General features: G+C 63.5%; 21 protein-coding genes, 1 tRNA gene and 1 pseudogene. 7 read left to right on the top strand and 16 right to left on the bottom strand.

Going from position 1 to position 22319, the window contains the following annotated elements:
• The first annotated feature begins 384 nt into the window (after positions 1 to 384).
• Complete coding sequence (gene uvrB, locus B6V72_RS05930; protein ID WP_075774290.1) at positions 385 to 2568, top strand: excinuclease ABC subunit UvrB; 2184 nt, start codon at positions 385 to 387, stop codon at positions 2566 to 2568.
• Positions 2565 to 3323, top strand: a complete 759-nt coding sequence (locus tag B6V72_RS05925; RefSeq protein ID WP_146696172.1) for a DUF6782 family putative metallopeptidase — start codon at positions 2565 to 2567, stop codon at positions 3321 to 3323. The genes uvrB and B6V72_RS05925 overlap by 4 nt, the downstream gene beginning before the upstream one ends.
• A 3-nt stretch (positions 3324 to 3326) precedes the next feature.
• Here the strand turns inward: B6V72_RS05925 and B6V72_RS05920 are convergent, their stop codons facing one another.
• Positions 3327 to 3926: a rhodanese-like domain-containing protein gene (locus B6V72_RS05920; protein WP_075774288.1), complete on the bottom strand. Its 600-nt coding sequence runs from the start codon at positions 3924 to 3926 to the stop codon at positions 3327 to 3329.
• A 76-nt stretch (positions 3927 to 4002) separates the two neighbouring features.
• Here B6V72_RS05920 and B6V72_RS05915 point away from each other — a divergent pair, with 76 nt between their 5' ends.
• Positions 4003 to 4467, top strand: coding sequence for a YdcF family protein (locus B6V72_RS05915; protein WP_088722470.1), 465 nt, complete (start codon positions 4003 to 4005; stop codon positions 4465 to 4467).
• Positions 4468 to 4482: 15 nt separating this feature from the next.
• Here the strand turns inward: B6V72_RS05915 and B6V72_RS05910 are convergent, their stop codons facing one another.
• The 6 genes from B6V72_RS05910 to B6V72_RS05885 all read right to left on the bottom strand — a co-directional run bounded on the left by B6V72_RS05910 (position 4483) and on the right by B6V72_RS05885 (position 8567).
• Positions 4483 to 4755: a hypothetical protein gene (locus B6V72_RS05910; protein ID WP_075774286.1), complete on the bottom strand. Its 273-nt coding sequence runs from the start codon at positions 4753 to 4755 to the stop codon at positions 4483 to 4485.
• A gap of 100 nt (positions 4756 to 4855) precedes the next feature.
• Positions 4856 to 5173, bottom strand: coding sequence for an antibiotic biosynthesis monooxygenase (locus B6V72_RS05905; RefSeq protein WP_075774285.1), 318 nt, complete (start codon positions 5171 to 5173; stop codon positions 4856 to 4858).
• A gap of 69 nt (positions 5174 to 5242) precedes the next feature.
• The gene (locus tag B6V72_RS05900; protein WP_088735046.1) at positions 5243 to 6556 is read right to left on the bottom strand and encodes a TRAP transporter large permease; all 1314 of its coding nucleotides are present in this window, start codon (positions 6554 to 6556) and stop codon (positions 5243 to 5245) included.
• Complete coding sequence (locus tag B6V72_RS05895; RefSeq protein ID WP_088735044.1) at positions 6549 to 7061, bottom strand: TRAP transporter small permease; 513 nt, start codon at positions 7059 to 7061, stop codon at positions 6549 to 6551. The genes B6V72_RS05900 and B6V72_RS05895 overlap by 8 nt, the downstream gene beginning before the upstream one ends.
• Before the next feature lie 2 nt (positions 7062 to 7063).
• Entirely contained in the window at positions 7064 to 8107 is a 1044-nt protein-coding gene (locus B6V72_RS05890; RefSeq protein ID WP_075774282.1) for a TRAP transporter substrate-binding protein, read from the bottom strand.
• Positions 8108 to 8378: 271 nt separating this feature from the next.
• Positions 8379 to 8567 (bottom strand): hypothetical protein, encoded by a 189-nt coding sequence (locus B6V72_RS05885; RefSeq protein WP_172976163.1) that lies wholly within the window; start codon positions 8565 to 8567, stop codon positions 8379 to 8381.
• Between the two features lie 311 nt (positions 8568 to 8878).
• On the opposite strand from B6V72_RS05885, the gene B6V72_RS05880 reads away from it, so the two are divergent.
• Complete coding sequence (locus B6V72_RS05880) at positions 8879 to 10183, top strand: UDP-glucose/GDP-mannose dehydrogenase family protein (RefSeq protein WP_075774281.1); 1305 nt, start codon at positions 8879 to 8881, stop codon at positions 10181 to 10183.
• Between the two features lie 93 nt (positions 10184 to 10276).
• Here the strand turns inward: B6V72_RS05880 and B6V72_RS05875 are convergent, their stop codons facing one another.
• Positions 10277 to 11467 (bottom strand): NAD(P)/FAD-dependent oxidoreductase, encoded by a 1191-nt coding sequence (locus B6V72_RS05875; RefSeq protein WP_088722633.1) that lies wholly within the window; start codon positions 11465 to 11467, stop codon positions 10277 to 10279.
• 98 nt (positions 11468 to 11565) lie between these two features.
• Here B6V72_RS05875 and B6V72_RS05870 point away from each other — a divergent pair.
• Together B6V72_RS05870 and B6V72_RS05865 are read left to right on the top strand one after the other, a co-directional pair.
• Positions 11566 to 11640, top strand: a tRNA-Gln gene (locus B6V72_RS05870).
• A 158-nt stretch (positions 11641 to 11798) separates the two neighbouring features.
• Positions 11799 to 12593 (top strand): DUF6538 domain-containing protein, encoded by a 795-nt coding sequence (locus B6V72_RS05865; protein ID WP_088735042.1) that lies wholly within the window; start codon positions 11799 to 11801, stop codon positions 12591 to 12593.
• A 189-nt stretch (positions 12594 to 12782) separates the two neighbouring features.
• Here B6V72_RS05865 and B6V72_RS05860 read toward each other — a convergent pair whose 3' ends face one another.
• Positions 12783 to 13874 carry a hypothetical protein gene (locus B6V72_RS05860; RefSeq protein WP_088735040.1) on the bottom strand — a complete coding sequence of 364 codons (1092 nt, stop codon included), beginning with the start codon at positions 13872 to 13874 and terminating at the stop codon, positions 12783 to 12785.
• A gap of 369 nt (positions 13875 to 14243) precedes the next feature.
• On the opposite strand from B6V72_RS05860, the pseudogene B6V72_RS05855 reads away from it, so the two are divergent.
• Positions 14244 to 15068: pseudogene (locus B6V72_RS05855) on the top strand (IS110 family transposase); the annotation flags it as partial.
• A 211-nt stretch (positions 15069 to 15279) separates the two neighbouring features.
• Here the strand turns inward: B6V72_RS05855 and B6V72_RS05850 are convergent.
• The 7 genes from B6V72_RS05850 to B6V72_RS05820 all read right to left on the bottom strand — a co-directional run bounded on the left by B6V72_RS05850 (position 15280) and on the right by B6V72_RS05820 (position 22238).
• Positions 15280 to 16029, bottom strand: a complete 750-nt coding sequence (locus B6V72_RS05850; protein WP_088719737.1) for an aldolase/citrate lyase family protein — start codon at positions 16027 to 16029, stop codon at positions 15280 to 15282.
• A 144-nt stretch (positions 16030 to 16173) separates the two neighbouring features.
• Complete coding sequence (locus B6V72_RS05845; RefSeq protein WP_206185771.1) at positions 16174 to 16971, bottom strand: 2-oxo-hepta-3-ene-1,7-dioic acid hydratase; 798 nt, start codon at positions 16969 to 16971, stop codon at positions 16174 to 16176.
• The gene (locus tag B6V72_RS05840) at positions 16968 to 17849 is read right to left on the bottom strand and encodes a fumarylacetoacetate hydrolase family protein (protein WP_088727236.1); all 882 of its coding nucleotides are present in this window, start codon (positions 17847 to 17849) and stop codon (positions 16968 to 16970) included. Before B6V72_RS05840 ends, B6V72_RS05845 begins: the two co-directional genes overlap by 4 nt.
• Complete coding sequence (locus tag B6V72_RS05835) at positions 17846 to 19258, bottom strand: pyridoxal-dependent decarboxylase (RefSeq protein ID WP_088735035.1); 1413 nt, start codon at positions 19256 to 19258, stop codon at positions 17846 to 17848. The genes B6V72_RS05840 and B6V72_RS05835 overlap by 4 nt, the downstream gene beginning before the upstream one ends.
• Before the next feature lie 38 nt (positions 19259 to 19296).
• Positions 19297 to 20277, bottom strand: coding sequence for a 3,4-dihydroxyphenylacetate 2,3-dioxygenase (gene hpaD / locus B6V72_RS05830; RefSeq protein ID WP_075774257.1), 981 nt, complete (start codon positions 20275 to 20277; stop codon positions 19297 to 19299).
• 54 nt (positions 20278 to 20331) lie between these two features.
• A complete protein-coding gene (hpaE, locus tag B6V72_RS05825) occupies positions 20332 to 21840 on the bottom strand; it encodes a 5-carboxymethyl-2-hydroxymuconate semialdehyde dehydrogenase (RefSeq protein ID WP_075774256.1) in 1509 nt (502 codons plus the stop codon).
• Positions 21840 to 22238: a 5-carboxymethyl-2-hydroxymuconate Delta-isomerase gene (locus B6V72_RS05820; RefSeq protein WP_088735033.1), complete on the bottom strand. Its 399-nt coding sequence runs from the start codon at positions 22236 to 22238 to the stop codon at positions 21840 to 21842. Before B6V72_RS05820 ends, hpaE begins: the two co-directional genes overlap by 1 nt.
• Positions 22239 to 22319 lie beyond the last annotated feature (81 nt).

Genomic DNA, 22319 nt, shown 5'->3' with positions numbered 1-22319 from the left:
TTTCTTAGTGCATCTGCAACAAATCGCAAGCCCCGGAGCGCAATGGCGACGGATGCGCGGCGATTATGCAGGGTGCAGCGGGAAGGAAGGAAGATCGCCCGCCGCTGTTGCCCGGGCATCCGCTTTGCACAAATAAATTAGCGGACCTGCGAACCGACGGGAGGGCAAGCTCAGAGTGACGCGCCGCTCGGCGGTCGGATACGCCCCAAGAGGCAAAAGATGCTCTCCCGGACCGTCGCGCCCCTTGGTCGAACTCCGCCACAAGCCTCTGTTAAATATGGACAATCCGACAGCAAGCATTAAGCTTCCCGCAACCTCCCTCGCAAACCCTTGAATGCGAACGAAAAGAGGACAAATCTGGGGAGCAAGCAAAAGGTCTGCCCGATGCCCCACAACAATACCAATCTGCCCACCGAACGCCCCGATGTGCTTACCCGCCCCAAGCTGGAAGGCGGCAAGCGGTTCGTGATGCACACTCAGTACGCTCCGGCCGGCGACCAGCCCACCGCGATTGCAGAGCTGTCTTCCGGGGTCGAGGCGATGGAGCGCGATCAGGTGCTGCTCGGGGCGACCGGGACCGGCAAGACCTTCACCATGGCAAAGGTGATCGAGGAAACTCAGCGCCCCGCGATCATCCTCGCGCCCAACAAGACCCTGGCCGCGCAGCTCTACGGCGAGTTCAAGAGCTTCTTCCCCGAAAACTCGGTGGAATATTTCGTCTCATATTACGACTACTACCAGCCCGAAGCCTACGTGCCGCGCTCGGACACCTATATCGAGAAGGAATCACAGATCAACGAGCAGATCGACCGGATGCGCCACTCGGCCACCCGGGCGCTTCTGGAACGTGACGACGTGATCATCGTGGCCTCGGTCTCGTGCATCTACGGCATCGGCTCGGTCGAGACCTATTCGGCGATGACGCAGGATCTCAAGACCGGCGACCTGATCGAGCAGCGCAAGTTCATCAACGAGCTGGTGGCGCAACAGTACAAACGCCTCGACGCGGCCTTCCAGCGCGGCGCGTTCCGGGTGAAGGGCGACACGGTCGATCTGTGGCCCGCCCACTTGGAGGACCGCGCCTGGCGGTTCTCCTTCTTCGGCGAAGAGCTGGAGGCGATCACGGAGTTCGACCCGCTGACGGGCGCGAAGACCGACAGTTTCGACCAGATCCGCATCTACGCGAACAGCCACTACGTCACACCACGCCCGACCCTGCAGCAAGCGGCCAAGGGCATCCGCAAGGAGCTGGCGCTCCGGCTGAAGCAACTGGAAGAGGAAGGCAAGCTGCTGGAGGCGCAGCGCCTCGAACAACGCACGAATTTCGATCTGGAGATGCTGGAGGCGACCGGCGTCTGCAACGGGATCGAGAACTACTCGCGCTATCTCACCGGCCGCGCACCGGGTGAGCCGCCGCCCACCCTCTTCGAATTCATCCCCGACAACGCGATCGTCTTCGCCGACGAGAGCCACGTCACCGTGCCCCAGATCGGCGGCATGTATCGCGGGGACTATCGGCGCAAGTTCACGCTGGCAGAACACGGCTTCCGCCTGCCGTCTTGCATGGATAACCGCCCCCTCAAGTTCGAAGAATGGGATGCGATGCGGCCGCAGTCGGTTTTCGTCTCGGCGACGCCCGCCGCATGGGAGCTGGAACAGACCGGTGGCGTCTTCACCGAACAGGTCATTCGCCCCACGGGCCTCCTCGACCCGGTCGTGGAGATCCGCCCGGTCGAGACGCAGGTAGACGACGTGCTTGATGAAATCCGCACCGTCGCGGCGCGCGGCTATCGCACGCTGGTCACCACGCTGACCAAACGCATGGCCGAGGATCTGACCGAATACCTGCACGAGCAGGGCGTTCGCGTGCGCTACATGCACTCCGACATCGACACGATCGAGCGGATCGAGATCTTGCGCGACCTGCGCCTGGGCGCGTTCGACGTGCTGATCGGGATCAACCTGCTGCGCGAGGGTCTGGACATTCCCGAATGCGGGCTGGTCGCGATCCTCGATGCCGACAAGGAGGGCTTCCTGCGTTCGGAAACCTCGCTGATCCAGACCATCGGCCGCGCCGCACGGAACTCCGAGGGCCGCGTCATCATGTATGCCGACAGGATCACCGGCTCGATGCAGCGCGCGATGGACGAAACCGACCGCCGCCGCGCCAAGCAGATCGCCTATAACGAGGAACACGGCATCACGCCCGAGACGATCAAGAAGAATGTCGATGACGTTCTGGCGGGCCTCTATCAGGGCGACACCGACATGTCGCGCGTGACCGCCAAGGTCGATGCGGTGAAGCCGGGGGCCAACCTTCAGGCCCATCTGGATGACATGCGTGCGAAGATGCGCAAGGCCGCCGAAGATCTGGAATTCGAGGAAGCCGCCCGCCTGCGCGACGAGGTGAAACGTCTCGAAGCGGTGGACCTCGCCGTCCACGACGACCCGCTCGCACGACAGTCCGCAGTGGAAGCGGCAAGCGAGGCTGCGGTCAAGGCGACGGGCCGGTCCACTGCGGGTCGCCCGGGCCAGCGCGGGGGTGTGAAGCGGCGGAAGGGTCGGTGAGGCTTGTCCGGCGCCTCTTGCTGAGCCTCTGGCTCGGTGCGCTCGCCGTGCCCGCGCAGGCCCAGATACTAACCTGCGCCGCACCGCCATTCGACGATCCCCCCGAGGTCGCAACCATCGTCGATCAGCTGCGTCCCGCTCTCGACCGCTGGCCGAGCCTGCATGTTGCGCTCTTTCGAGACGCTAGAGAGCTGTGTGTTGCCGACACGCTGCACGATGCGCGGGGATATTTCGAGCCGCGCTCCTCCCGGCTCGTGATCGCCACCGATATGGCACCCGCCTTGCAAAAGGCAGTTCTGATTCACGAATTGCGTCATCTGGAGCAGAAATTCCACGGCTCCTGCCCCGAGCCGAACCTGTCGATGAAGGAAAACGCCCGCGCGATCTTCGCGATGGAGGCCGATGCCACCACCTACAGTCTCGCTGTCGCCTGGGATTTGCGCAAAGCCGGGATGCCCGACACCTGGAACGCGCTGGCGACCTGGCCAATGCAGGCCGATATCGCGACCGCGTTCGAGGCGGAAATGGGCCGCTCGGGCGATCTCATCAGCGCGGCCAGCGCCGCGTTCACCCAATGGTACGCGAAAGACGAACGACGCGAGCTGTACTACCTCGCGTCGTGCAGCGATTATCTCGAGTCCCGCGACCGGGACCACAGAATGCTCAGCTATGATCGACTTTCCAGCGGCTTCTTCAACGCGCTTTGTCGGCTTCCCGATGGCGAAGCCTACCCTTGCGCAGAATCCGGAGGATGAGGCTCAGCCGCCGCTGACCGTCAAGCCCAGCAGCCGCCATTGCTGCATCCCGCCGCGGTAGTAATAGATCTTTTCCGCCGGGAAACCGGCTTCGATCATCCGGCGCGCGGCTGTCGGCGACTGGCCGCACCACGGACCGTTGCAGTAAAGCGCGACCGATTTCACGTCCGGACCATCGCAGATGAAGCCCTCGAAATCGGGCTGACAACCAAGCTCGCCCAGACGGTCGGGGGCTTCCATATAGGGAATATTGATCGCACCGGGGATTGCACCGCCCTCAAAATCGCGGGTCACCCGCCCGTCGACGACCACCACGTTGGGATCCTTGAGAAACTCCATCATCTCCAGTTCACCCACCGGGGTCACACCCGGCGCCGGGATCATCGGCTGGATGCAGAAATTCGGACAGGGGCGCGAGGTCTTGGCCCACTCGCCTTCCAGCTTGTTCTCGTTATCCTGAATCCGCTTGATCTCGACCGGCCCCTTGGCAGTCTCCACGGTCACGGACATAACGTCCGGGCGAATATTCACCGGCTCGGCGAAAGCGGGCGCGGTCAGAACAGGCGCGGCAACAAGCAGCGCGGCAAGAAACATGAAACGCATGATAACCTCCCTTTTTCGTGATCTTAACATAAATCCCGGCCTTGTCGCCGGACGTGCGGATCTTTAGCTCAACGAAATGAGAGCGATTTTGATCCTCGGTGCGGCGGTCTGGGCGGAGGGCGCCCCGTCCCCCACCTTGCTACGGCGCACGCGGCACGCGGCTGCGCTATGGCACGCGGGCGCGGCGGAGCGGGTGATCTGCTGCGGGGGTGTCGGGCGGTATCCACCGAGCGAGGCGGAAGTGATGGCCCGGATATTGCGCGCGGAAGGTGTGGATTCTGAGGCGATCCTTCTCGAAGATCGCTCGACCAGCACTTACGAGAATATCGGCTTCGCGCAGGCGCATCTGGATGGCGACGAGGTAACCATCGTGACCGATCCCTACCACGCACCGCGCGCGGTGATGATCGCGCGCCGGATGGGGCTGCGGGCACGCGCGGATTGCCCCACGCACCGCGCAAGCGCGAAGGCCCGCGCCCGCGAAGGCTTCGCCTACCTGAAGCTGGGATGGTGGATAGCGCGGGGCGGGCCCTTGCCCTGACCCGCGCCGCATGCGTCAGTCGAGGATCATCTTGCCGATGATCAGCACGATCACCGCCCCGACAAGCGCGATGGCGATTATCGCAAGCAGGCCGCCCGCCGCAAGCACCGCCCCGCCCAGAAGGGCCACGATGAACGGGGTGATGAGGGCGCCGACGACGCCGATCGCCAGATAGGCGGCTTTGTGACGTCCGCCCGAGACGACGCTCGCGATCCAGCCCGCCAGAAGACCAGCGAGCACGAGAAGGATCAGGCCGACCGTGCCGATTGCTTGCAGAACGCTTTCCATGATTTCACTCCGATATGTCTTTTCACATCAACGCGAGGCGCGCTCTGAAGTTCCCTCTTCGCGCGCCTATTTCGGCAGCGCAGCGCCCCGTGCGTGCCAGTCAGAAATCGGCGGAAACTTCGTACATCACCGGCTCGAAATTGCGGCAGAGCGTGTAGATGACCCGGTTGCGCTCGATCATCTCGGGGCTGCGCAGCATCGCCTGATAGTCGCCGCGCTCGTGCCATTTGGAATAGGTCGCGATCCGCGTGCGCGCGTCGTTCATATGCAGCCCCGCGCCGATGAAACCGGGCGCTTTCGAGATCACCTCGGCATAGGCGGCTTGCAGCTTCTCCATCAATTCGTCGGCTGTGGCGGGCGTCATCTCGAAGGTGCAGATCACGGTCTGCCCTTTGAAATCGCTGGTAATCTCGGTCATGGGCGGTCCTCCTCCGGGTCATGCTCGCACAGAAGCGCGCAGAAATCACCGCTCTTTTGTTCTCCCGTATCAGAGCGGCAGAAGCGCCAGCGCCGGGATCGCTACGATCAGCGCGATCCGGATCAGATCGGCGCAGACGAACCAGCTGACCGCGCCCCAGCTCGCGCGGCCCGGCCCCTGCCCTTCGATGGCGGAAATGACGAAGAGGTTCATGCCCACGGGCGGCGTGATCAGCCCGACCTCGACCACGATCAGCACCAGCACCCCGAACCAGATCGCGAGTGCCTGCGGGTCGAGGCCGAAATCGAGCCCCGCGACGATCGGCCAGAAGGTCGGCACAGTCAGCAGGATCATCGAGAGGCTGTCCATGAAGCAACCGAGGACGAGATAAAGAACCAGCATCGCGATCAGCACAGCCCACGGAGACACCCCCGCGCCGGTGATCATCTGCGCGAGTTCCTGCGGGAAGCGCGCGAAGCCGAGGAACCCGTTATAGACCGCCGCGCCAAGGATGATGAAGAACACCATCCCGGTCGTCTGCGCGGTCTCCAAAAGGGCGCGCACCAGCCCGCCTCCGCGCAAGCCCCCCGAGGCCCAGGCGGCGATCCCGGTCAGCGCCGCGCCGATGGCCGCACCTTCGGTGGGCGAGACGATGCCGCCATAGATGCCACCTACGACGAGCGCGAAGATCGCGACCACTGGCCAGATTCCAATCAGCGCCCGCACACGTTGGGTCAAATTGAGCGCAGCGCGCGGAGCGCCGGCGGCGTCAGGATGCCGGATCAGGTAGGCGCGCGTCGCGATCACGTAGCCCAGAACCGCCAGCAGCCCCGGCAGCACGGCGGCGGCGAAGAGCGTCGCGATGTTCTGCTCGGTGAGGATCGCGAAGATCACCAGTACGATCGAGGGCGGGATCAGGATGCCGAGCGTGCCGCCCGCCGCGAGCGTCGCGGTGGCGAGCGCGCTCGAATAGCCCGCCGCCCGCATCTCGGGCAGTGCCACACGCCCCATCGTCGCCGCCGTCGCGAGCGAGGAGCCGCAGATCGCACCAAAGCCCGCGCAGGCTGCGATCGCTGACATCGCCAGCCCGCCCCGCCGGTGCCCGATCAGCGCGTCCGCGGCGCGAAACAGCGCCCGGCTCATCCCCCCCTGGGTCGCGAATTGCCCCATCAGCAGGAACATCGGGATCACAGACAGCTCGTAATGGGCGAAGGTCGAAAACCCCTCGTTCTTCATCTTGGCGAGCCAGATCTGCGGGCTTCCGGTCAGCGCCCAGAGCCCGCCTGCGCCCAAGATCAGCATGGCCAGCCCGATCGGCGCGCGCAGGGCGATCATCAGCAGCAATAGCGGAAAAGAGGTCAATGCGAGGGCGAAATCACTCATCGTATCCCCCGCCAGCCGCAAGCCGCCAGCCGTTCCACGCGGCCACCACGGCTGAGCCCCATGCGCCGGGCAAGCAGGCCGCATAGCCCCACCAGAGCGGCAGCCCCAGCAGGAAGGTCGTGGTGCCCGAGCGCATCTTCGCCCCCATACCCAATCCGATCCGCCACGCGATCACAGCGAACAACACCGCCGCCACCAACTGCCAGAACAGGTCAAGCCAGCGCGCCGAACGGCCACGCAGGATCTCGACCCGCGCATGGGCGTGGCGCAGTTGCACCAAGGGGATCATAGCGTAGACGATGGCAGGCAGGCTCAGTTCGACGATCTCGAAACCTGCCTTGAACGGGCCTATCCCAACGCCCCCGGGGAGCCAGCCGCCTTGCGCGCCCTTCAAGCCGAGCGCGCCGAGGCTGGAGAGACAGGCCATCACGACCAGCGCCAATAGCACCAGCCCGCCGAGCAGCGCGAGCCCCTGCGCCGCCCTCTCGATCGCGCCGCGAGCCATGCTCAGAACAAGTGTTTCTCGATCAGGGCGCGCGCGGTTTCCAGTAGCTCATCGCCCGGCACGCCGTTCTCTTTCATCTCGGCGACCCATGCGTCGATCACGGGCTGCGAGGCGTCTCTCCACATAGGTGTATCCTCGGCCGGGATCGTGATGATCTCGTTGCCCAGATCCATCGCGGCCTGACGCGAGGGGATATCCTCGGCCTGCTGCAAACGGCCCGCCTGCGCCGAGAAGTCGGCGCCGGAGACGCTGTCGATCGCGGCTTGCAATTCGGGATCGAGCGCGGCGTAGCGCTCCTTGTTCATCGCGAGGATGAAGCTCGCGGTGTAGATCGACGGCCCGGCGAATTGCGTGTGATGGTGGACCAGCTCGCCGATATGCAGCGAGGCGGACACCTCCCAGGGCAAAAGCGCCCCATCGATCGTCCCGCGGGAAAGCGCCTCGGGCACAGAAGGCACCGGCATCCCGACTGCCGTCGCGCCGAAATGCTCCAGCAGCTTCGTCGTCACCCGCGAAGGCCCGCGCAGTTTCAGCCCCTCGAAATCGGGAATGTTCCGCACCGCCTTGTTCGCGTGGATCACGCCCGGCCCGTGCACCCAGGTGCCCAGAAGATGGAAGTCGCGAAAATCCGTGTCGATCATCTTCGCTTGCGCCAATTCCCACAGCGCTGCGGAGGCCGCCTCGGCCTCGGCGACCATGAAGGGCAGCTCCATCACCTCGGTGCGCGGGAACCGTCCCGGCGTGTAGCCCGGCAGTGTCCAGACGATGTCGACCACCCCATCGGTGACCTGATCGACGAGATCGGTCGGTTTCCCGCCCAACTGCATCGAGGGGTAGTGCTGGATGCGAACCCGGCCCTGCGTCGCCTCCTCGACCGCCTTGATCCACGGTGTGAGGATATGGGCGGGCACGAAGCTGGTCAGCGGCAGGAACTGGTGGAGTCGCAGAGTGACTTCCGGCTCGTCGGCCAACACGGGCGGCGCGGCCAGGGCGGCGGCGCCTGCGGCAAGGGCGAAACTCTCACGGCGGGTGAATCTCTGGCTCATGCGGGGCTCCCTCTCACGCAGTCCAGAGCGGATTTACCCGGCGGATGCCCCGACGTCCAGTTTTGCTTTTCCCGAGAGGACGGGATCTGTCATGCGGCGCGCGATCCGGTGCCCCGCTCGGGCGGATCCCTCCTCTTTCCGCAAAAGAAAAACCCGCGCCAAGCGCGGGCTTTTCCTGTCCCCGGAGCGTCAGGCCCTACCCCGTATCTCCGGAAATGAAAGAGGCCGGAACGCTAACGTCCGGCCTCTTCCAATTCGGTGTTAACCGAAATTAGTTGTTCGAGGCTGCGACAGCAACGCCGAGCAGCAGCAGAACCGGGATGATGATGCCGGCGTTCGAGGACGACGACTGCTCAACCACGACGGGCTCGGGCTCGACGACCGGAGCGGTGTAGCCACCGGCGAAAGCGGTCGAACCGGTGAGGCCGAGGGCCAGGGCGATGGTAGCGATCTTTTTCATAGTAATCTCCGTCATTACCGTAGGGAGCCGCCGGGTTTTCTGGCAGCTTCCCGGCGAGACTTACACAGCTTCCCGGGATTGCAAAGAGTGAATTACACGGCCCATTCACGCAGAGGCGAAGACTGTTGCACTTTGGCACGTTTATTGCATGAAATGCCCACAATTCGTGTCTAACGCGGCACATGGCACCATTCTGCGCTTCTTGAGCGGCGCGGATTCTGAGAAGAATTACCAGAACTTGCCGGGAAATGGCTTGCATCTTCGCCGCCCGGGAATCAAGGCATCGACATAGCACAGGCAAGGACGAGAATATGAAAATCGCGATGATCGGCACGGGCTATGTTGGCCTGGTTTCGGGGGTGTGTTTCTCGGATTTCGGCCATGAGGTCGTTTGCGTCGACAAGAACCCCGCGAAGATCGAAATGCTCGAGGGCGGCCGCGTGCCGATCTACGAGCCGGGCCTCGACGATTTGATGGTGAAGAACGTCGAAGGCGGGCGTCTTTCCTTCACCACCGACCTGAAGAAAGCCGTTGCAGGCGCCGATGCGGTCTTCATCGCGGTGGGCACGCCGACGCGGCGCGGCGATGGCCATGCGGACCTGACCTATGTGATGGCCGCCGCCGAGGAGATCGCCAATGCGATGACCGGCTATGCGGTGATCGTGACGAAATCGACCGTGCCGGTGGGCACCAACCGTCAGGTCGCGGAGGTCGTGCGCAAGACCCGTCCCGACATCGAGTTCGACGTCGCCTCGAACCCCGAATTCCTGCGCGAAGGCGCGGCGATAGACGATTTCATGCGTCCCGACCGGGTCGTCGTCGGCACCACCTCCGAGAAGGCCGAGGCGGTGATGGGTGAGATCTACCGCCCGCTCTTCCTGCGCGAATTCCCGATCCTCTATACCGACCTGGAAACCGCCGAGATGATCAAATACGCGGCCAACGCGTTTCTCGCGACGAAGATCACCTTCATCAACGAGATCGCGCGGCTCTGCGAGAAGACCGGCGCCGATATCAAGCAGGTCTCGCGCGGCATGGGTCTCGACGGCCGGATCGGCAACAAGTTCCTCCATGCGGGGCCGGGCTATGGCGGCTCGTGTTTCCCGAAGGACACGGCGGCGCTCGCGCGGATCGGTCAGGACTATTCCTGCCCGATGGAGATCGTCGAAACCGTCATCAAGGTGAATGACGACATCAAGCGGCGGATGATAGAGAAGGTCGTCGATCTCTGCGGCGGCTCGGTCAATGGCAAGACGATCGCGGTCTATGGCGTGACCTTCAAGCCGAACACCGACGACATGCGCGAGGCCCCTGCCCTCACCATCGTGCCCGCACTGGTGGGCGGCGGGGCGAAGGTTCGTGTGGTCGACCCGCAGGGCAAGCGCGAGGGCGAAGCGCTGCTGCCGGGCGTGTCCTGGATGGATGATGCCTATGCGGCGGCAGAGAAGGCCGATTGCGTGGTGATCCTGACCGAGTGGAACGAGTTCCGCGCGCTCGACCTGCAGAAGATCGCGACGACGATGGAGACCGCGCGCATGGCCGACCTGCGCAACATCTACTCCGAGAAGGACGTCAGGAAGGCGGGCTTCGCGGATTACGTTGCGGTCGGGCGGTAAGGAAGCGGCCGCGCCGGGATCGGCCCCGGGGAGGGGGCTCTGCCCCCGCCCTTCGGCCCCGGGATATTTTTCCCAAGAGGAAGGGAAGGCCGCCTAGGCCACCTGCCCCGCCGCCCAGCCGGACGCCCAGGCCCACTGGAAGTTGTAGCCACCGAGCCAGCCGGTGACATCGACCACCTCGCCGATGAAATAGAGCCCTCGCACCTGCTTGGCTTCCATCGTCTTCGCGTCGAGCGCATCGGTGGACACGCCGCCCAGCGTGACCTCCGCCGTGCGATAGCCTTCCGATCCCACGGGCCGCACCTGCCAGCGATGAATCTGATCGTCGAGCTTGGCCAGATCCTTGTTCGATTGCTCGGCCAGCCGCCCCTTGAGCTTTGCCTCCGCCACCACAAATTGCGCGAGCTTCTCCGGCAGATGCCGCGCAAGCGCATTGTGCAGCGCCTGCCGGCCCGCCGCGTCGCGCTGCTCAGCCAGCGCCGCCGCGATGTCATCGCCTGGCGCGAGATCGACCCTGAGCGTGTCGCCCTCGCGCCAATAGCTGGATATCTGCAGGATTGCAGGGCCGGACAGCCCGCGATGGGTGAACAGCAGATCCTCGGCGAAATGCGTCTTGCCGAGCCGCAGATCGACGGGCCGCGCGAGGCCGGACAGCGGCGCGGTGCGCGCCAGATCCTGCTCGGCGAAGGTCAGGGGCACCAGAGCGGGGCGCGTCTCGACGATCTCGAGGCCGAAGCGCTGCGCGATCTCGTAGCCGAGGCTCGACGCCCCCATCTTCGGGATCGACTTGCCGCCCGTCGCCACAATCACCGAAGCCGCGCGGATCGGGCCTTGCGAGGTCGTCACCAGGAAACCTTCGCCCTCGCGCTCCACCCGGTCGATCGAGGTCTCGAGCGACAGCTCGCCCCCTGCCGCACGCAGATCGCGCAGCAGCAGGTCGATGATCTGCGTAGCCTTCCCGTCGCAGAACAGCTGGCCGAGATGTTTCTCGTGCCACGCGATCCCTGCCGCATCCAACCGCGCGATGAAATCCGCAGGCGTATAGCGCGACAGCGCCGAGAGAGCGAAGCGGGGATTGCGCGACAGGAAGCGTTCGGTCGCATTCTGCCGGGTCAGTAGCCGGTTGGTGAAGTTGCACCGCCCGCCGCCGGAGATTCGAATCTTCTCGCCCGGGCGCCGTGCGTGGTCGAGCACGCGCACCGACCGCCCGCGCCGCGCCGCCTCGATCCCGGCCATCAGCCCGGCAGCGCCCGCGCCGAGTATCACAACATCGCATTTTTCCATGCCGCCTCGCTTGCCGTAGCGGCGCATGACGCGCAATCGAAATTTGTCGGATTTTCCTCTTGAAGCCCCGCGCGAGCTTGGCTAGATAGCCCCCAAGTTGGGGCGTAGCCAAGTGGTAAGGCACCGGTTTTTGGTACCGCGCACCGTAGGTTCGAATCCTACCGCCCCAGCCACTTTTTCCGACAGCACCAATAAAACAAGGGATATCAACCCTTGTGTCACACCCGGTGTGTTACACCCCTCCATAACTGTAACACACAGTGTGACACACAGGCGGAGCCGACCTCGCCTTGCCATCTCCCGAAAGCACCCCTTCTCGGCCGGCCCCTATATGATGCGGCGCGGCCGGATCTTCTATTTCCGAAAGCGCCTCCCGCTCGCCGGAGAAAATCGGGAATCAAACTCTTTTTTGTGTCTCTCCTTGCGCACCGATCTCCCAGCCGATGCCGTGAAGCGCGCCGCTGCGCTGCTCGCGGTCTACGAGCAAAAGGAAGACCAGATCGTGGACGCAATTCTGAACGACACCCTGACGAAAGAAGACGCAAAAGCTCTGCTGACGGAGGTTCTGCGCGCCGAGCTCGCACGACTTCTCCATACACAATGCGAGATGACGAAAACGAGCGATGCGGAACTCGACGCGCGCGTTGAAGAACTCGAGGCCGAAAATAAAGCGCTCAAGAGGGCAGCGCGCCAGGGGAATTGGGACGGTGTCCGCAATCTGCTCGATGCAGCAACGAAGCTGATCGGCATTTCCGCCCCTGAGCCGCTTGATCCTGATCTTGGCCGCCAGGCCATCAGCCTGAAGCGGCGCCTGACCGAAATCGAAGTCGAGGTCCTCGAAGGCGACGATCTGCGCCAATGCGCCAAGCCGCTCCTGAACGACAACGGGATCGATGATCTCGATGCGTTCGTTCATGGCCAGCTTGAGGTCCCCGACATTGTGGGCGGTGTAGTGGCAGTTCAAAACCGTGCCATGGCTGTGCCCGGCGATTGCTTGTCTCTGCGTTTCAGACACACCGGCCGCGTTGAGCATGCTCGTGAACGTCATTCGCGCCGCATAGATATCCTCGTGGAAATCATCGATTTCGAGATTCGACAGAATGCGACGCAAGTGCTTGCTGAATAGGTTGCATCCCGAACGATGATCTGACCACGCCGCGCGCGCCTGCTTGCGGAAAAAGCCCCGGTGTAGATCGGGGAAAGGAAGAACGGAGCCAATCGTTCCGCGGACCAGGGCTTCCGGGTTTTGGGCTTGGTGACACGCACGTAGAGGTCGTCTTTAGGCATATTCTCCTCGAGGTGCCTCCAGATGTCCTTACGCGAAAGCACTTCTGGCGTCTCGGCGCCGAGGTCGCGCCGAAGAAAAAATGCGCTTCAGGCCGCCTTGGTTACGTTCGATCGTCGCTCGCGTCAGGCGCGGTGTAAGCTGCTCTGCGAGGAGGGCACGTTTCTCAGCGACAGAGATATCGTTGCGGCTCCGGATCTCTTCAGTGATCTTGGCATCCTCCGCATCTGCTTTGGAAATCTCGAACGCCTTGCTCAAGGTCTTCCCCTTGGAGCTGAATCGGTTTTTGCCGTGACCCTTTCCGTTGATTTTGGGCAGGCGCGCCATCCATTCAAAGAATGCTTTCTGCCGTTCGCGCGTGATCGTCGACACCGGCGCATCGCCGAAGAATTCCATCGCGAGGTTTGCGATGGCTTGCGTATTTCCCTTCATGGCTTTGGAAGGCCAAAGCTCGAATGTCCTCGCGATCGCGACAGAAAGGAGCACGGGCGTTTGGACAAGGCCGATTTCCAGCTCGAAATTCGGTATAGTCCGAAGCATGGCTTTCCGATCATCCACGGTTGTAACCTGAAAAAACAGGACGCGCTCCGGGTCGAAGTCACGCTGGACGAAAATTCGGAAGCCGAGACGCTCCAGATCTTCGATACGAAGAGCAGGCAACCGCTTTTCGAGTATCACAAAGGTAATGTCCTTGATGCTCGCGATCGCCGGGAATGCGCGAGCGAACTTCTGCGCAAGGTCGGGAATGCTCCGCTTCAGATGCCGCCGGACGGGGTCCGCATCGCGAAGGGCGTCGAGGTAGTCAGCGAACTGATCGGTCAACCAGCAGATCTCGGCTACGATCGGATCCTCGGGATCGATCAGGGCAAAATGTTCCGCCTCGATCGCCTCGCAGTCATCGACATGCTCGAGGGTCAGCAGATCACGAAAGCCCTCGAGTTTGCGCGCCAGACGACGGGAGAGCGTTTTCTGTTCCGGAAGGTCCCGGATTAGCTCCGCGACCTGCTGGACGGCTCGCTTGCCGCCGAGCACGCCAGCAGCGTTCATCAGCGGCTCTGCGTGTTCAACGAGGAACGACGCCATCGCGATCAATTGGGGTTTGATGGGCGTAAAATGTTTCATGACAGCCTCCTGTCATGCCTCGGCGATCACCGCCGGGCTTCAAGATCGGCGTTTTTCTCCTTTTCTCCCGCCGCGGGATTGAGTTGAGGGTGTGACCTGGTGGTCGGCGAGCTTCATAAGGAAGGCTCGCTGACCATCAGGGCGCGCCAGACCGAATCTGCTCTCGAATGTCGAGCCAGGCGCGTGCCGCGGCATCACTTTCCGCGAGTGCCCGGTATTCCTCGCCGCTCTCGCGAGACCGGTGACCGAGATGCGCCGCGATGACATTGCGCGCGCTCGCGGGATCATGGTGACTGACCTAATGGGATGAACTGCCTTCCCACCAAACGTTGCTATCATTGCGGGCAGAGGTGGAGAGAGGAGCATCTGATGGACATCGAGGTTCTGGGCATTGATCTGGGCAAGACCGTTTGCAGTCTTGCGGGGCTGGATGAAGCGGGAGCGGTTGTGTTTCGCAAACGGCTCCAGCGGCATCGGCTGTTGGACTTTCTTACTACGCTCCCGCCTTGCGTGGTTGCGATGGAAGCCTGCGGCGGGGCGCATCACATCGGGCGCTTTTGTCTTGAGAAGGGACATGAGCCTCGGTTGATGTCGCCGCTCTATGTCCGGCCCTATGTGAAGGTTCACAAGAATGACGACCGTGATGCGGAGGCGATTGCCGAAGCCGCGACGCGCCCGACGATGTCATTCGTTGCGATCAAATCAGAAGAACAGCTCGACCTTCAGGCTTTGCACCGTGCGCGGGAGCGCCTCGTGTCGGACAGGACGCGCTTGATCAACCAGGGTCGAGGCTTCTTGATGGAACGCGGCATTCGGGTTGGCACTGGGCGCCACGTCTTCCAAAAGGAACTTGCCAGATTGGCTGCAGAGGGCGCTTCCGATCTTTCCCCGCGAATGCGCCTGCTGGTGACTGACATGGCGTCAGAACTGGGCGTGATCAATGAGCGGGTCGCGGCGATCGATACCGAAATCAAGGCGCTGGCCAGGACAGATGCCGATATGCAGCGCTTGATGGAGATCCCCGGCATCGGTCCGACGATTGCGACAGCGCTCGTAGCAGCTGTCGGCACCGGCAGCTCTTTTGGCAAAGGTCGTGATCTTGCCGCATGGCTTGGTCTGGTGCCGCGGCAGGTCACGACAGGTGGCAAGGCCAAGCTGATCGGCATCTCGAAACACGGTAACCGATATTTGCGTACCTACCCATGTTTCACCGCCACGTAAGATGTCTCTTTGAAACGACCAAAGCCGGCGACATCCTCCTCTACCGCTGCGCGCGTCGCGTGGGTACAGAGCCAGCTCGGCATGCAACAGCTCCAAAAGAACGTGCCGTCGCCGATCTCAGCGCTGACCAAGCTCTGTAACGTCATGGCATCAGACGTAACCTCTTTCGCGTCCGAAGGTGCCCTTACCCAAGGGTGAGCCCCTTGCGCAGTGCGATCAGGTCAATGTCACGGGAGACGAAAACGGCGCCGGCCTCGAGCGCACGCTGATAGACCTCGTCGTCGGTGGTCAGGATGCCCGGCGGCAGGCCCGCGGCGCGGATGCGCGTGATCGCATCTAGCACCGCCGCAGTAGTCTCGGGGTGCGAAGGCTCGCCCGGGTGCCCAAGCGAGGCGGCGAGATCCGCAGGTCCGACGAAGATTCCGTCAACCCCGGGCACGGCCGCGATCTCTTCGAGATTGGAGAGGCCCTCGACGCTCTCGATCTGTACGACAAGACAGATCTCTTCACGTGCGACCTTGTGATAGCCCGGGACCGTCGCGAAGCGCGTGGCGCGGTTCATGCCGGAGACCCCACGCATGCCCCGCGGCGGATATTCGACCGCCGCCACCGCAGCGCGCGCCATCTCTGCGTCGTGCACCATCGGTACGAGGATCGTCTGCGCGCCGAGGTCGAGGATTTTCTTGATCTCCGCCGCGTCGAGAGAGCCGGGCCGCACGATCGGCGAGAGAGGATACGGGGCCACCGCCTGCAGCAGCGGCAAAACACTGCGCGGGTCGAGCGCCGAATGCTCGGTGTCGAACATCATCCAGTCGTAACCGCAGCCGGCGATCAGCTCGGTGGCGAGCGGATCGCTCATCGTGCACCAACAGCCCCGCTGGACCTCGAAGGCTTTCAGCGCGGCTTTGAACGAATTCCTTGGCAGATCGACCATCGTGACTTTCTCTCTTGTTGACCTCGGCACGCGCGGGAGGGATGCCCGGGGCCGTCTTGAAAAGGTTGGTTCGGAGCTTATTCGAAACAGACGCGGGTCGCACTTCGCAAACAGCGATCCGCCGGATTTGGATGACGTGCCGTCTCAGTCGAAGGCAATAGCGACGTTCCCGAAGGTGCCGAAATCGGCCTCGATCCGGGTCCCGGGCGGGCACTCGATCGGCGCGATGAACGAGCCCGACAAGATCACCTGCCCCGCCTCGATCCGCTGGCCGTATTGGCCCATTCGCCGCGCGAGCCAGACCAGCCCCTGCACCGGATCGTCCAGCACCGCCGCGCCTAGCCCGGTAGTTTCGACCTCGCCATCCTTGCGAAGGATCGCACCGGTCCAGCGCAGGTCGACCTTGGCCGGATCGTGGCGCGCCTCGCCTAGCACGATCCCCGCATTCGCCGCGTTGTCCGACACGGTATCGACAATCACACGCGCCTGCCCGGTCGCGGGATCGGCGCGCAGAATGCGGGTGTCGAGGATCTCCAGCGACGGGGCCACGTAATCGGTCGCCGCCAGCACCGCAGCGCGATCCGCCGTGGCATCGAGCGGCGCTTTCATCACGAAGGCGATCTCGGCCTCGATCCGCGGCTGGATGAAACGGCCCGCGGGCACGGTTGCGCCATTGGCGAACAGCATATCATCATAGAGCACGCCCGAATCCGGCGTCTCGATCTTCAGCGCGGCTTGCATCACCTTTGAGGTCAAACCGATCTTCCAGCCAAGGATCGACCGCCCCGCCGCCAGCTTGCGCGCCATCTGCGCCGACTGGATCGCATAGGCGTCGTCAAGCGTCATCTCCGGATGGCGCAGGCTCAGCAGCCCGATCTGTCTGCGCGCCTCTTCGGCGGACAGCAACTCGTCGGCGGCCTGCGCGATCTGATCGGGGCTCAGCATGTTGGCTCATCCGCGACGGAGTTGCGCAGCAAGCCGATGCCTTCGGCCTCGACCTCGATCACGTCGCCCGGTTGCAGCCAGATCGGCGGATCGAACCGCGCTCCCGCCCCGGTCGGCGTGCCACACACGATCACGTCGCCTGGCGCCAGCGTCGTGAAGGTGGACACGTAATTCACGATATAGCGGAAATCGAAGATCATCCGGCCTGTGCGGTCTTTTTGCCTGATCTCGCCATTGACGCGGGTGGTCAGCTCGATGTCGTCCAGTTGCGCGGCCTCGCGGAACGGCACCAGCCACGGGCCCATCGCGCCGGAGCGGTCCCAGTTCTTGCCCTGGGTCACGTTGAATTTCGCATGGCGCACCCAGTCGCGGATCGTGCCCTCGTTGCACAGGGTCAGCGCGGCGATGTGATCGTAGGCGTCTTTCTTCGCGATCCGGCGACCCGCCTTGCCGATCACGATCGCCACCTCGCCCTCGTAATCTAGCTGCGGGCTTTCCGGCGGACGGATCAGCGGCTGGCCATGCCCGGTGAAGCTGCGCGGGAAGCGGATGAACATCGAGGGATAAGGCGGCGCGGCCTGCCCGTCCTTGTATTCCGCGTTGCGGTCGGGAAAGTTCACCCCGATGCAGATCAGCTTTTCAGGCGCGGCCATCGGGATCAGGAACTCGACCTCGTCGGCGCGGTAATCAGGCGCGCGGCCCTCCGCCGCCGCGATCACCTCTTCCAGCGCGCCGGCCTCGACGACCTGCTGCAGGGTCGCGAACCGCGCGCCGAACTCCGGCGTCAGATCGACGATGCCGCCATCCTGCACCACGCCGTAGCGATCCCTGCCACCGGTGCGAAACGCCGCGATGCGCGGCAGTGTCAGCGTCATGACATTCCCTCCTGTGAAAGTCCCAGGCCATCGAGAATGGCGCTGTAGGCGATGTCGATATCGGCTTCGCGCATCGCGAAGGACCCGGCCTGGAAGCGGATCGCAAGCTGGCTGTCGACCCGCGTTTGGGTAAGGTAGATGCGCCCGTCATCGTTGATCGCGCTCAGATGCGAGATCGTATCGTCGTCCGATGCGCCCGCGCGGCGAAACGAGAACAGCGACAGCACCGGGGCGGTCACGATCTCAACGCCCGGGGTTGCAGCCAGCCGGTCATGCAGCAACCCCGCCCAGCGAACGTGATCGCGGATCATCGCGCGCAGCCCCTCAAGCCCGTGAAAGCGCAGCAGGAACCACAGCTTGAGCGCGCGGAAACGGCGCCCCAGGGGGACGGACCATTCGGAATAGTTGACGACCCCATCGCGACCATGGGTCTTGAGATACTCGGGCTGGATCGCCAGCGTGCGCACCAGCATCTCGGGGTCGCGAATGAAATGCGCCGAGCAGTCGAAAGACGCGCCCAGCCATTTATGAGGATTGAAGACGACGGAATCCGCACCCTCGATCCCGGCCCAAAGCGTGCGGAACTCGGGACAGATCATTGCGGAACCCGCCCAGGCCGCATCGACATGGATCAACAGATCATGGGCATGCGCGACCGCAACCAGCTCGCCAATATCGTCGCAGGCCCCGGTGCTGGTCGCCCCGACGCAGCCGATTACCCCGGCGGGCTGATACCCGGCCGCCAGATCCGTGCGGATCGCCGCCTCCAGCGCTTCGGGCGGGAGCGCGCCACTACGCGGATCGGCGGGCAGTTTCACAAGGTTGTCCTGCCCGATCCCCGCGATCCAGATCGCCCGATCGATGGAGGAATGCACCTGATCCGAGCAATAGATCCGCAGGCGTAGCGCTTGACTGAGCCCCGCGCGATTTCCCTGCCAGCCCAACGTACGCTCGCGCATCATCAAGACCGCCGCCAGCGTTGCGGACGAGGCGCTGTCCTGAATGACGCCGGAGAACGACTCGGGCAGCCCCAGCGCGTCGCGCAGCCATTCCATCATCCGGGTTTCCAGCTCGGTCGCGGCCGGAGAGGTCTGCCACAGCATGCATTGCGCGGCCATAGCGGTGACCAGATATTCCGCCACCACCGACACGGGGGCTGCATTGCTGGGAAAGTAAGCGAAGAAGCGCGGATGTTGCCAATGGGTCATGCCCGGCTCGATCAGGCTCTCGAACTCGTCAAAGATCCGCTCCATTTCGCAACCGGTCTCGGGCGGCCTGGGCGGGATCGCGCGGTAGATATCGCCGGGCGTCGTGCGCGCGCGCACCGCGCGGGCATCGAGTGTTTCGCGATATTTCACGCCCCATTCCGCCGCCCGCCGCGACCATGTCTCGAAATCCTGAGCATCCATCCTGTCTCTCCTGCAAGGGTCTCGTGTACGGGGCCCGCTCACGGCGCGATGATCGGAGTGGCCTTCATGTCGCTGGCGACCGGCTCGACATCCTGAAACCGCGAGCCATGCTCGAACCACGAGCGCGGAGCGGGCGCCCCCCACAGCGTCTGACGCTGCGGGTCCTTCAGATCCCAGCGGATCGCCTCGAGATCGGGATCGACGGTCTGATAATCCGAGCAGTAGATCTCGATCCGGTGACCATCGGGATCGAGGATATACAGGAAGAACGCGTTCGAAATGCCGTGGCGGCCCGGTCCGCGCTCGATATTGGCGACATAGCCGGTGGTCGACATCAGGTCGAGCAGATCGATGATGTTGAGCGGCGTCGGCACCCAGAACGCGGTGTGATGCAAACGCGGGCCAAGCCCATTCGTGAAGGCGATGTCATGCACCCCGCCCTTGCGATGGGTCCATGCCGCCCAAAGCCGCCCGCTCTCTTCGTCCTCGGTATATTCGGTGACGCGGAAACCGATGCGATTGTAAAACTCTACCGCCTTGTCGACATCGCTGGCAAAGCAGTTGAAATGGTCGATCCGGAGCGGTTTGACGCCGTGATAGAGCGCGTATTTCTGGTGGATCGGCTCCAGCCGGTCCATCCGGAAATAGAACTCGATCGGCATTCCGAAACAGTCATGGGTGCGCAGGGTGCGGCCTTGATAAGGGCGCTCGACCCATTCGACCGAATGACCCTCGGCCTCGAACCAGTCATGCGCCTTGTCCAGCTCGCCCTCGTCGAACAGCTTGAAGGCGAGCGAGCGCACATTGGCCTCGGGCGTCTTGACCAGCACGACCGAGTGATGCCCGCGCTCTTCCATCGCACGCAGGAAGATATGACGATCGTCCTCGTCGGTCACCTGAAGCCCAAGCGTATCGACATAGAAGGCGCGGCTGGCGGCCAGATCGGTCACGCCGAAGACGACATGGCTGAGACGGATGATGTTGAACGGCGGATACAGGTTCGGGGCCGGAATGGGCATGTCTCGCTCCCTTGAGGAAAGATCGGGGCGGCCTCCTCCGACCGCCCGCTGTCGTTAGCCGAGGCGCGGCACGCGATGCGCCTGACGCGGGAAGGAAACGTTGACCGTCTCCATGTAGAAATCGAAGGACCAGTCGCCGCCATCGCGGCCGATCCCGCTGGCCTTCACGCCGCCGAAGGGGCTGGGCAGATGGCGCACGTTTTCCGAATTCACCCAGATCATGCCCGCCTCCAGCGCGTCGGTCATCCGCATCGCGCGATCCAGATCGGCAGTCCACAGATAGGCGGCCAACCCGTAATCGACGTCATTGGCCAAGGCGAGCGCCTCATCCTCGTCGGCGAAGGGGATCGCGGTCAGCACCGGGCCGAAGATTTCCTCCTGCGCGATGGTCATGTCGTTGCGGGCTTGCGTGAACAGCGTGGGCGCGACGTAGCAGCCCTGATCTCCAACTTTCTTGCCGCCGGTCGCGATCGTCGCGCCTTCCTTGCGCGCGGTCTCGAAATAGGACAGCACCTTGGCCTCATGCTCGGGATGGATCAGCGGGCCGACTACCGTTTCAGGGTCGAGCGGATGGCCGACCTTGATATTCGCCGCCACCTTGGCGACGCGCGTGCAGACCTCGTCGTAGATGTTCTCCTGCACCAGAAGCCGAGAGGACGAGGTGCAGCGTTCGCCGTTGAGCGAGTAGATCATAAAGCTCGCAGCATCGACGGCGCGGTCGATGTCAGCATCGTCGAACACGATCACGGGGTTCTTCCCGCCGAGCTCGAAATGCACGCGCTTCAGCGTCGCCGCGCCCTGCGCCATGATCATCGAACCGGTGCGGCTTTCGCCCACAAAGGCAATCGCCTTGATGTCGGGATGTTCGGTAAGCCGCTTGCCCGCATCCTCGCCGTAGCCGTTAACGAGGTTCAGAACCCCTCTCGGCAGCCCGGCCTCCTCGGCGATCTCGACCAGCAGCTTGGCGGTCATCGGCGAAAATTCGGCAGGCTTGTGCACCACCGTGCAGCCAGCCGCCAGCGCGGGGGCGATCTTCCAGGTGGATAGCATGAAGGGCGTGTTCCACGGGGTGATGACGCCCACGGGGCCGATCGGGCGGCGCGAGGTCACGTTCATCTGCGTCGCGTTGCGCAGAGCCTGACCATCCTCGGCCGCCGGTGCTTTGTCCGCAAAGAACCGGAAATTGGCCGCACCACGCAGTGCCGCTTTCGACATGAAGCGCAGCGCCTGTCCGGTGTCGAGGCATTCGGTAAAGGCGATGCGCTCGGCATTCGCCTCGATCGCCTCGGCGACTTTGATCAGGAGCTTGCGGCGGTCGGTCCCGGGCATCTTGCTCCAGGTCTTGAACGCCTCTTTCGCAGCGGCGACCGCGCGGTCGATATCCTCGACCCCGCCTTTCGCGACCTTTGCCAGCGGCTTCAGATCGACGGGCGACAGCGTGTCGAACGTGGCACCAGATGCGGCCGCGACGCTTTCGCCTCCGATGTGATTGCGCACGCCGGTTTGCGCGAAATGCGCGATATAGCCTTCGGCACGGCGCAGGTTTTCCGTCAGATCGGTCATCACTTACCCTTGACTTGGCCCGACAGGCGGGCGTGGATCGGTGTCTGCTTCCAGCTCAGCTCCGGATCGATCACCCGGATTTCGAGCGAGAGCGCGAAATGTTCGGTGGCCAGCGGACCGGCAAGCGCGGTCTGGGCGGCGGCAAAAATCGCATCGCCCCCCGCGCGCAAGGTCGCCGTGTCCCGCCCTGCCCCCACCGAAAGTGTCAGCGCGGCGAAGTCATTCTCCGGCAATCCGTCGGCCACGACCGCATGATCGGCGCGGAAGGCGCGCACTCGGATTCCGGCCACCGGGAACAGACCACATTCGACCATCGCGGCATGCAGCGCATGGCAGACCCCCGACATATCGACGCGCTCCGCCAGCCCTGCGGAATATTCGATCTTGAGATGCGGCACGATTCTCCTCCCGTGCTTTTCATTAACATGTTAAGCTTATCCAGACTTGTCAACTGCTCCAAACCCACCGATTTTGCGCGC

The sequence above is a fragment of the Thioclava sp. F34-6 genome, assembly GCF_002213235.1.
Taxonomy (GTDB): domain Bacteria; phylum Pseudomonadota; class Alphaproteobacteria; order Rhodobacterales; family Rhodobacteraceae; genus Thioclava; species Thioclava nitratireducens.
This window is presented reverse-complemented; position numbering and strand designations above follow the sequence as displayed.

Bases quoted from the DNA above. Each gene is read 5' to 3' on its own strand.
- B6V72_RS05865 (WP_088735042.1), top strand. From the start codon at position 11,799: ATGATGCGGCGCGGCCGGATCTTCTATTTCCGAAAGCGCCTCCCGCTC.
- hpaE (WP_075774256.1), bottom strand. From the start codon at position 21,840: ATGACCGATCTGACGGAAAACCTGCGCCGTGCCGAAGGCTATATCGCG.
- B6V72_RS05840 (WP_088727236.1), bottom strand. From the start codon at position 17,849: ATGACGCTGACACTGCCGCGCATCGCGGCGTTTCGCACCGGTGGCAGG.
- B6V72_RS05895 (WP_088735044.1), bottom strand. From the start codon at position 7,061: ATGGCTCGCGGCGCGATCGAGAGGGCGGCGCAGGGGCTCGCGCTGCTC.
- B6V72_RS05890 (WP_075774282.1), bottom strand. From the start codon at position 8,107: ATGAGCCAGAGATTCACCCGCCGTGAGAGTTTCGCCCTTGCCGCAGGC.
- B6V72_RS05900 (WP_088735046.1), bottom strand. From the start codon at position 6,556: ATGAGTGATTTCGCCCTCGCATTGACCTCTTTTCCGCTATTGCTGCTG.
- hpaD (WP_075774257.1), bottom strand. From the start codon at position 20,277: ATGCCCATTCCGGCCCCGAACCTGTATCCGCCGTTCAACATCATCCGT.
- B6V72_RS05915 (WP_088722470.1), top strand. From the start codon at position 4,003: ATGAGAGCGATTTTGATCCTCGGTGCGGCGGTCTGGGCGGAGGGCGCC.
- B6V72_RS05875 (WP_088722633.1), bottom strand. From the start codon at position 11,467: ATGGAAAAATGCGATGTTGTGATACTCGGCGCGGGCGCTGCCGGGCTG.
- B6V72_RS05880 (WP_075774281.1), top strand. From the start codon at position 8,879: ATGAAAATCGCGATGATCGGCACGGGCTATGTTGGCCTGGTTTCGGGG.
- B6V72_RS05910 (WP_075774286.1), bottom strand. From the start codon at position 4,755: ATGGAAAGCGTTCTGCAAGCAATCGGCACGGTCGGCCTGATCCTTCTC.
- B6V72_RS05835 (WP_088735035.1), bottom strand. From the start codon at position 19,258: ATGGATGCTCAGGATTTCGAGACATGGTCGCGGCGGGCGGCGGAATGG.
- B6V72_RS05850 (WP_088719737.1), bottom strand. From the start codon at position 16,029: ATGGTCGATCTGCCAAGGAATTCGTTCAAAGCCGCGCTGAAAGCCTTC.
- B6V72_RS05860 (WP_088735040.1), bottom strand. From the start codon at position 13,874: ATGAAACATTTTACGCCCATCAAACCCCAATTGATCGCGATGGCGTCG.
- B6V72_RS05905 (WP_075774285.1), bottom strand. From the start codon at position 5,173: ATGACCGAGATTACCAGCGATTTCAAAGGGCAGACCGTGATCTGCACC.
- uvrB (WP_075774290.1), top strand. From the start codon at position 385: ATGCCCCACAACAATACCAATCTGCCCACCGAACGCCCCGATGTGCTT.
- B6V72_RS05885 (WP_172976163.1), bottom strand. From the start codon at position 8,567: ATGAAAAAGATCGCTACCATCGCCCTGGCCCTCGGCCTCACCGGTTCG.
- B6V72_RS05920 (WP_075774288.1), bottom strand. From the start codon at position 3,926: ATGCGTTTCATGTTTCTTGCCGCGCTGCTTGTTGCCGCGCCTGTTCTG.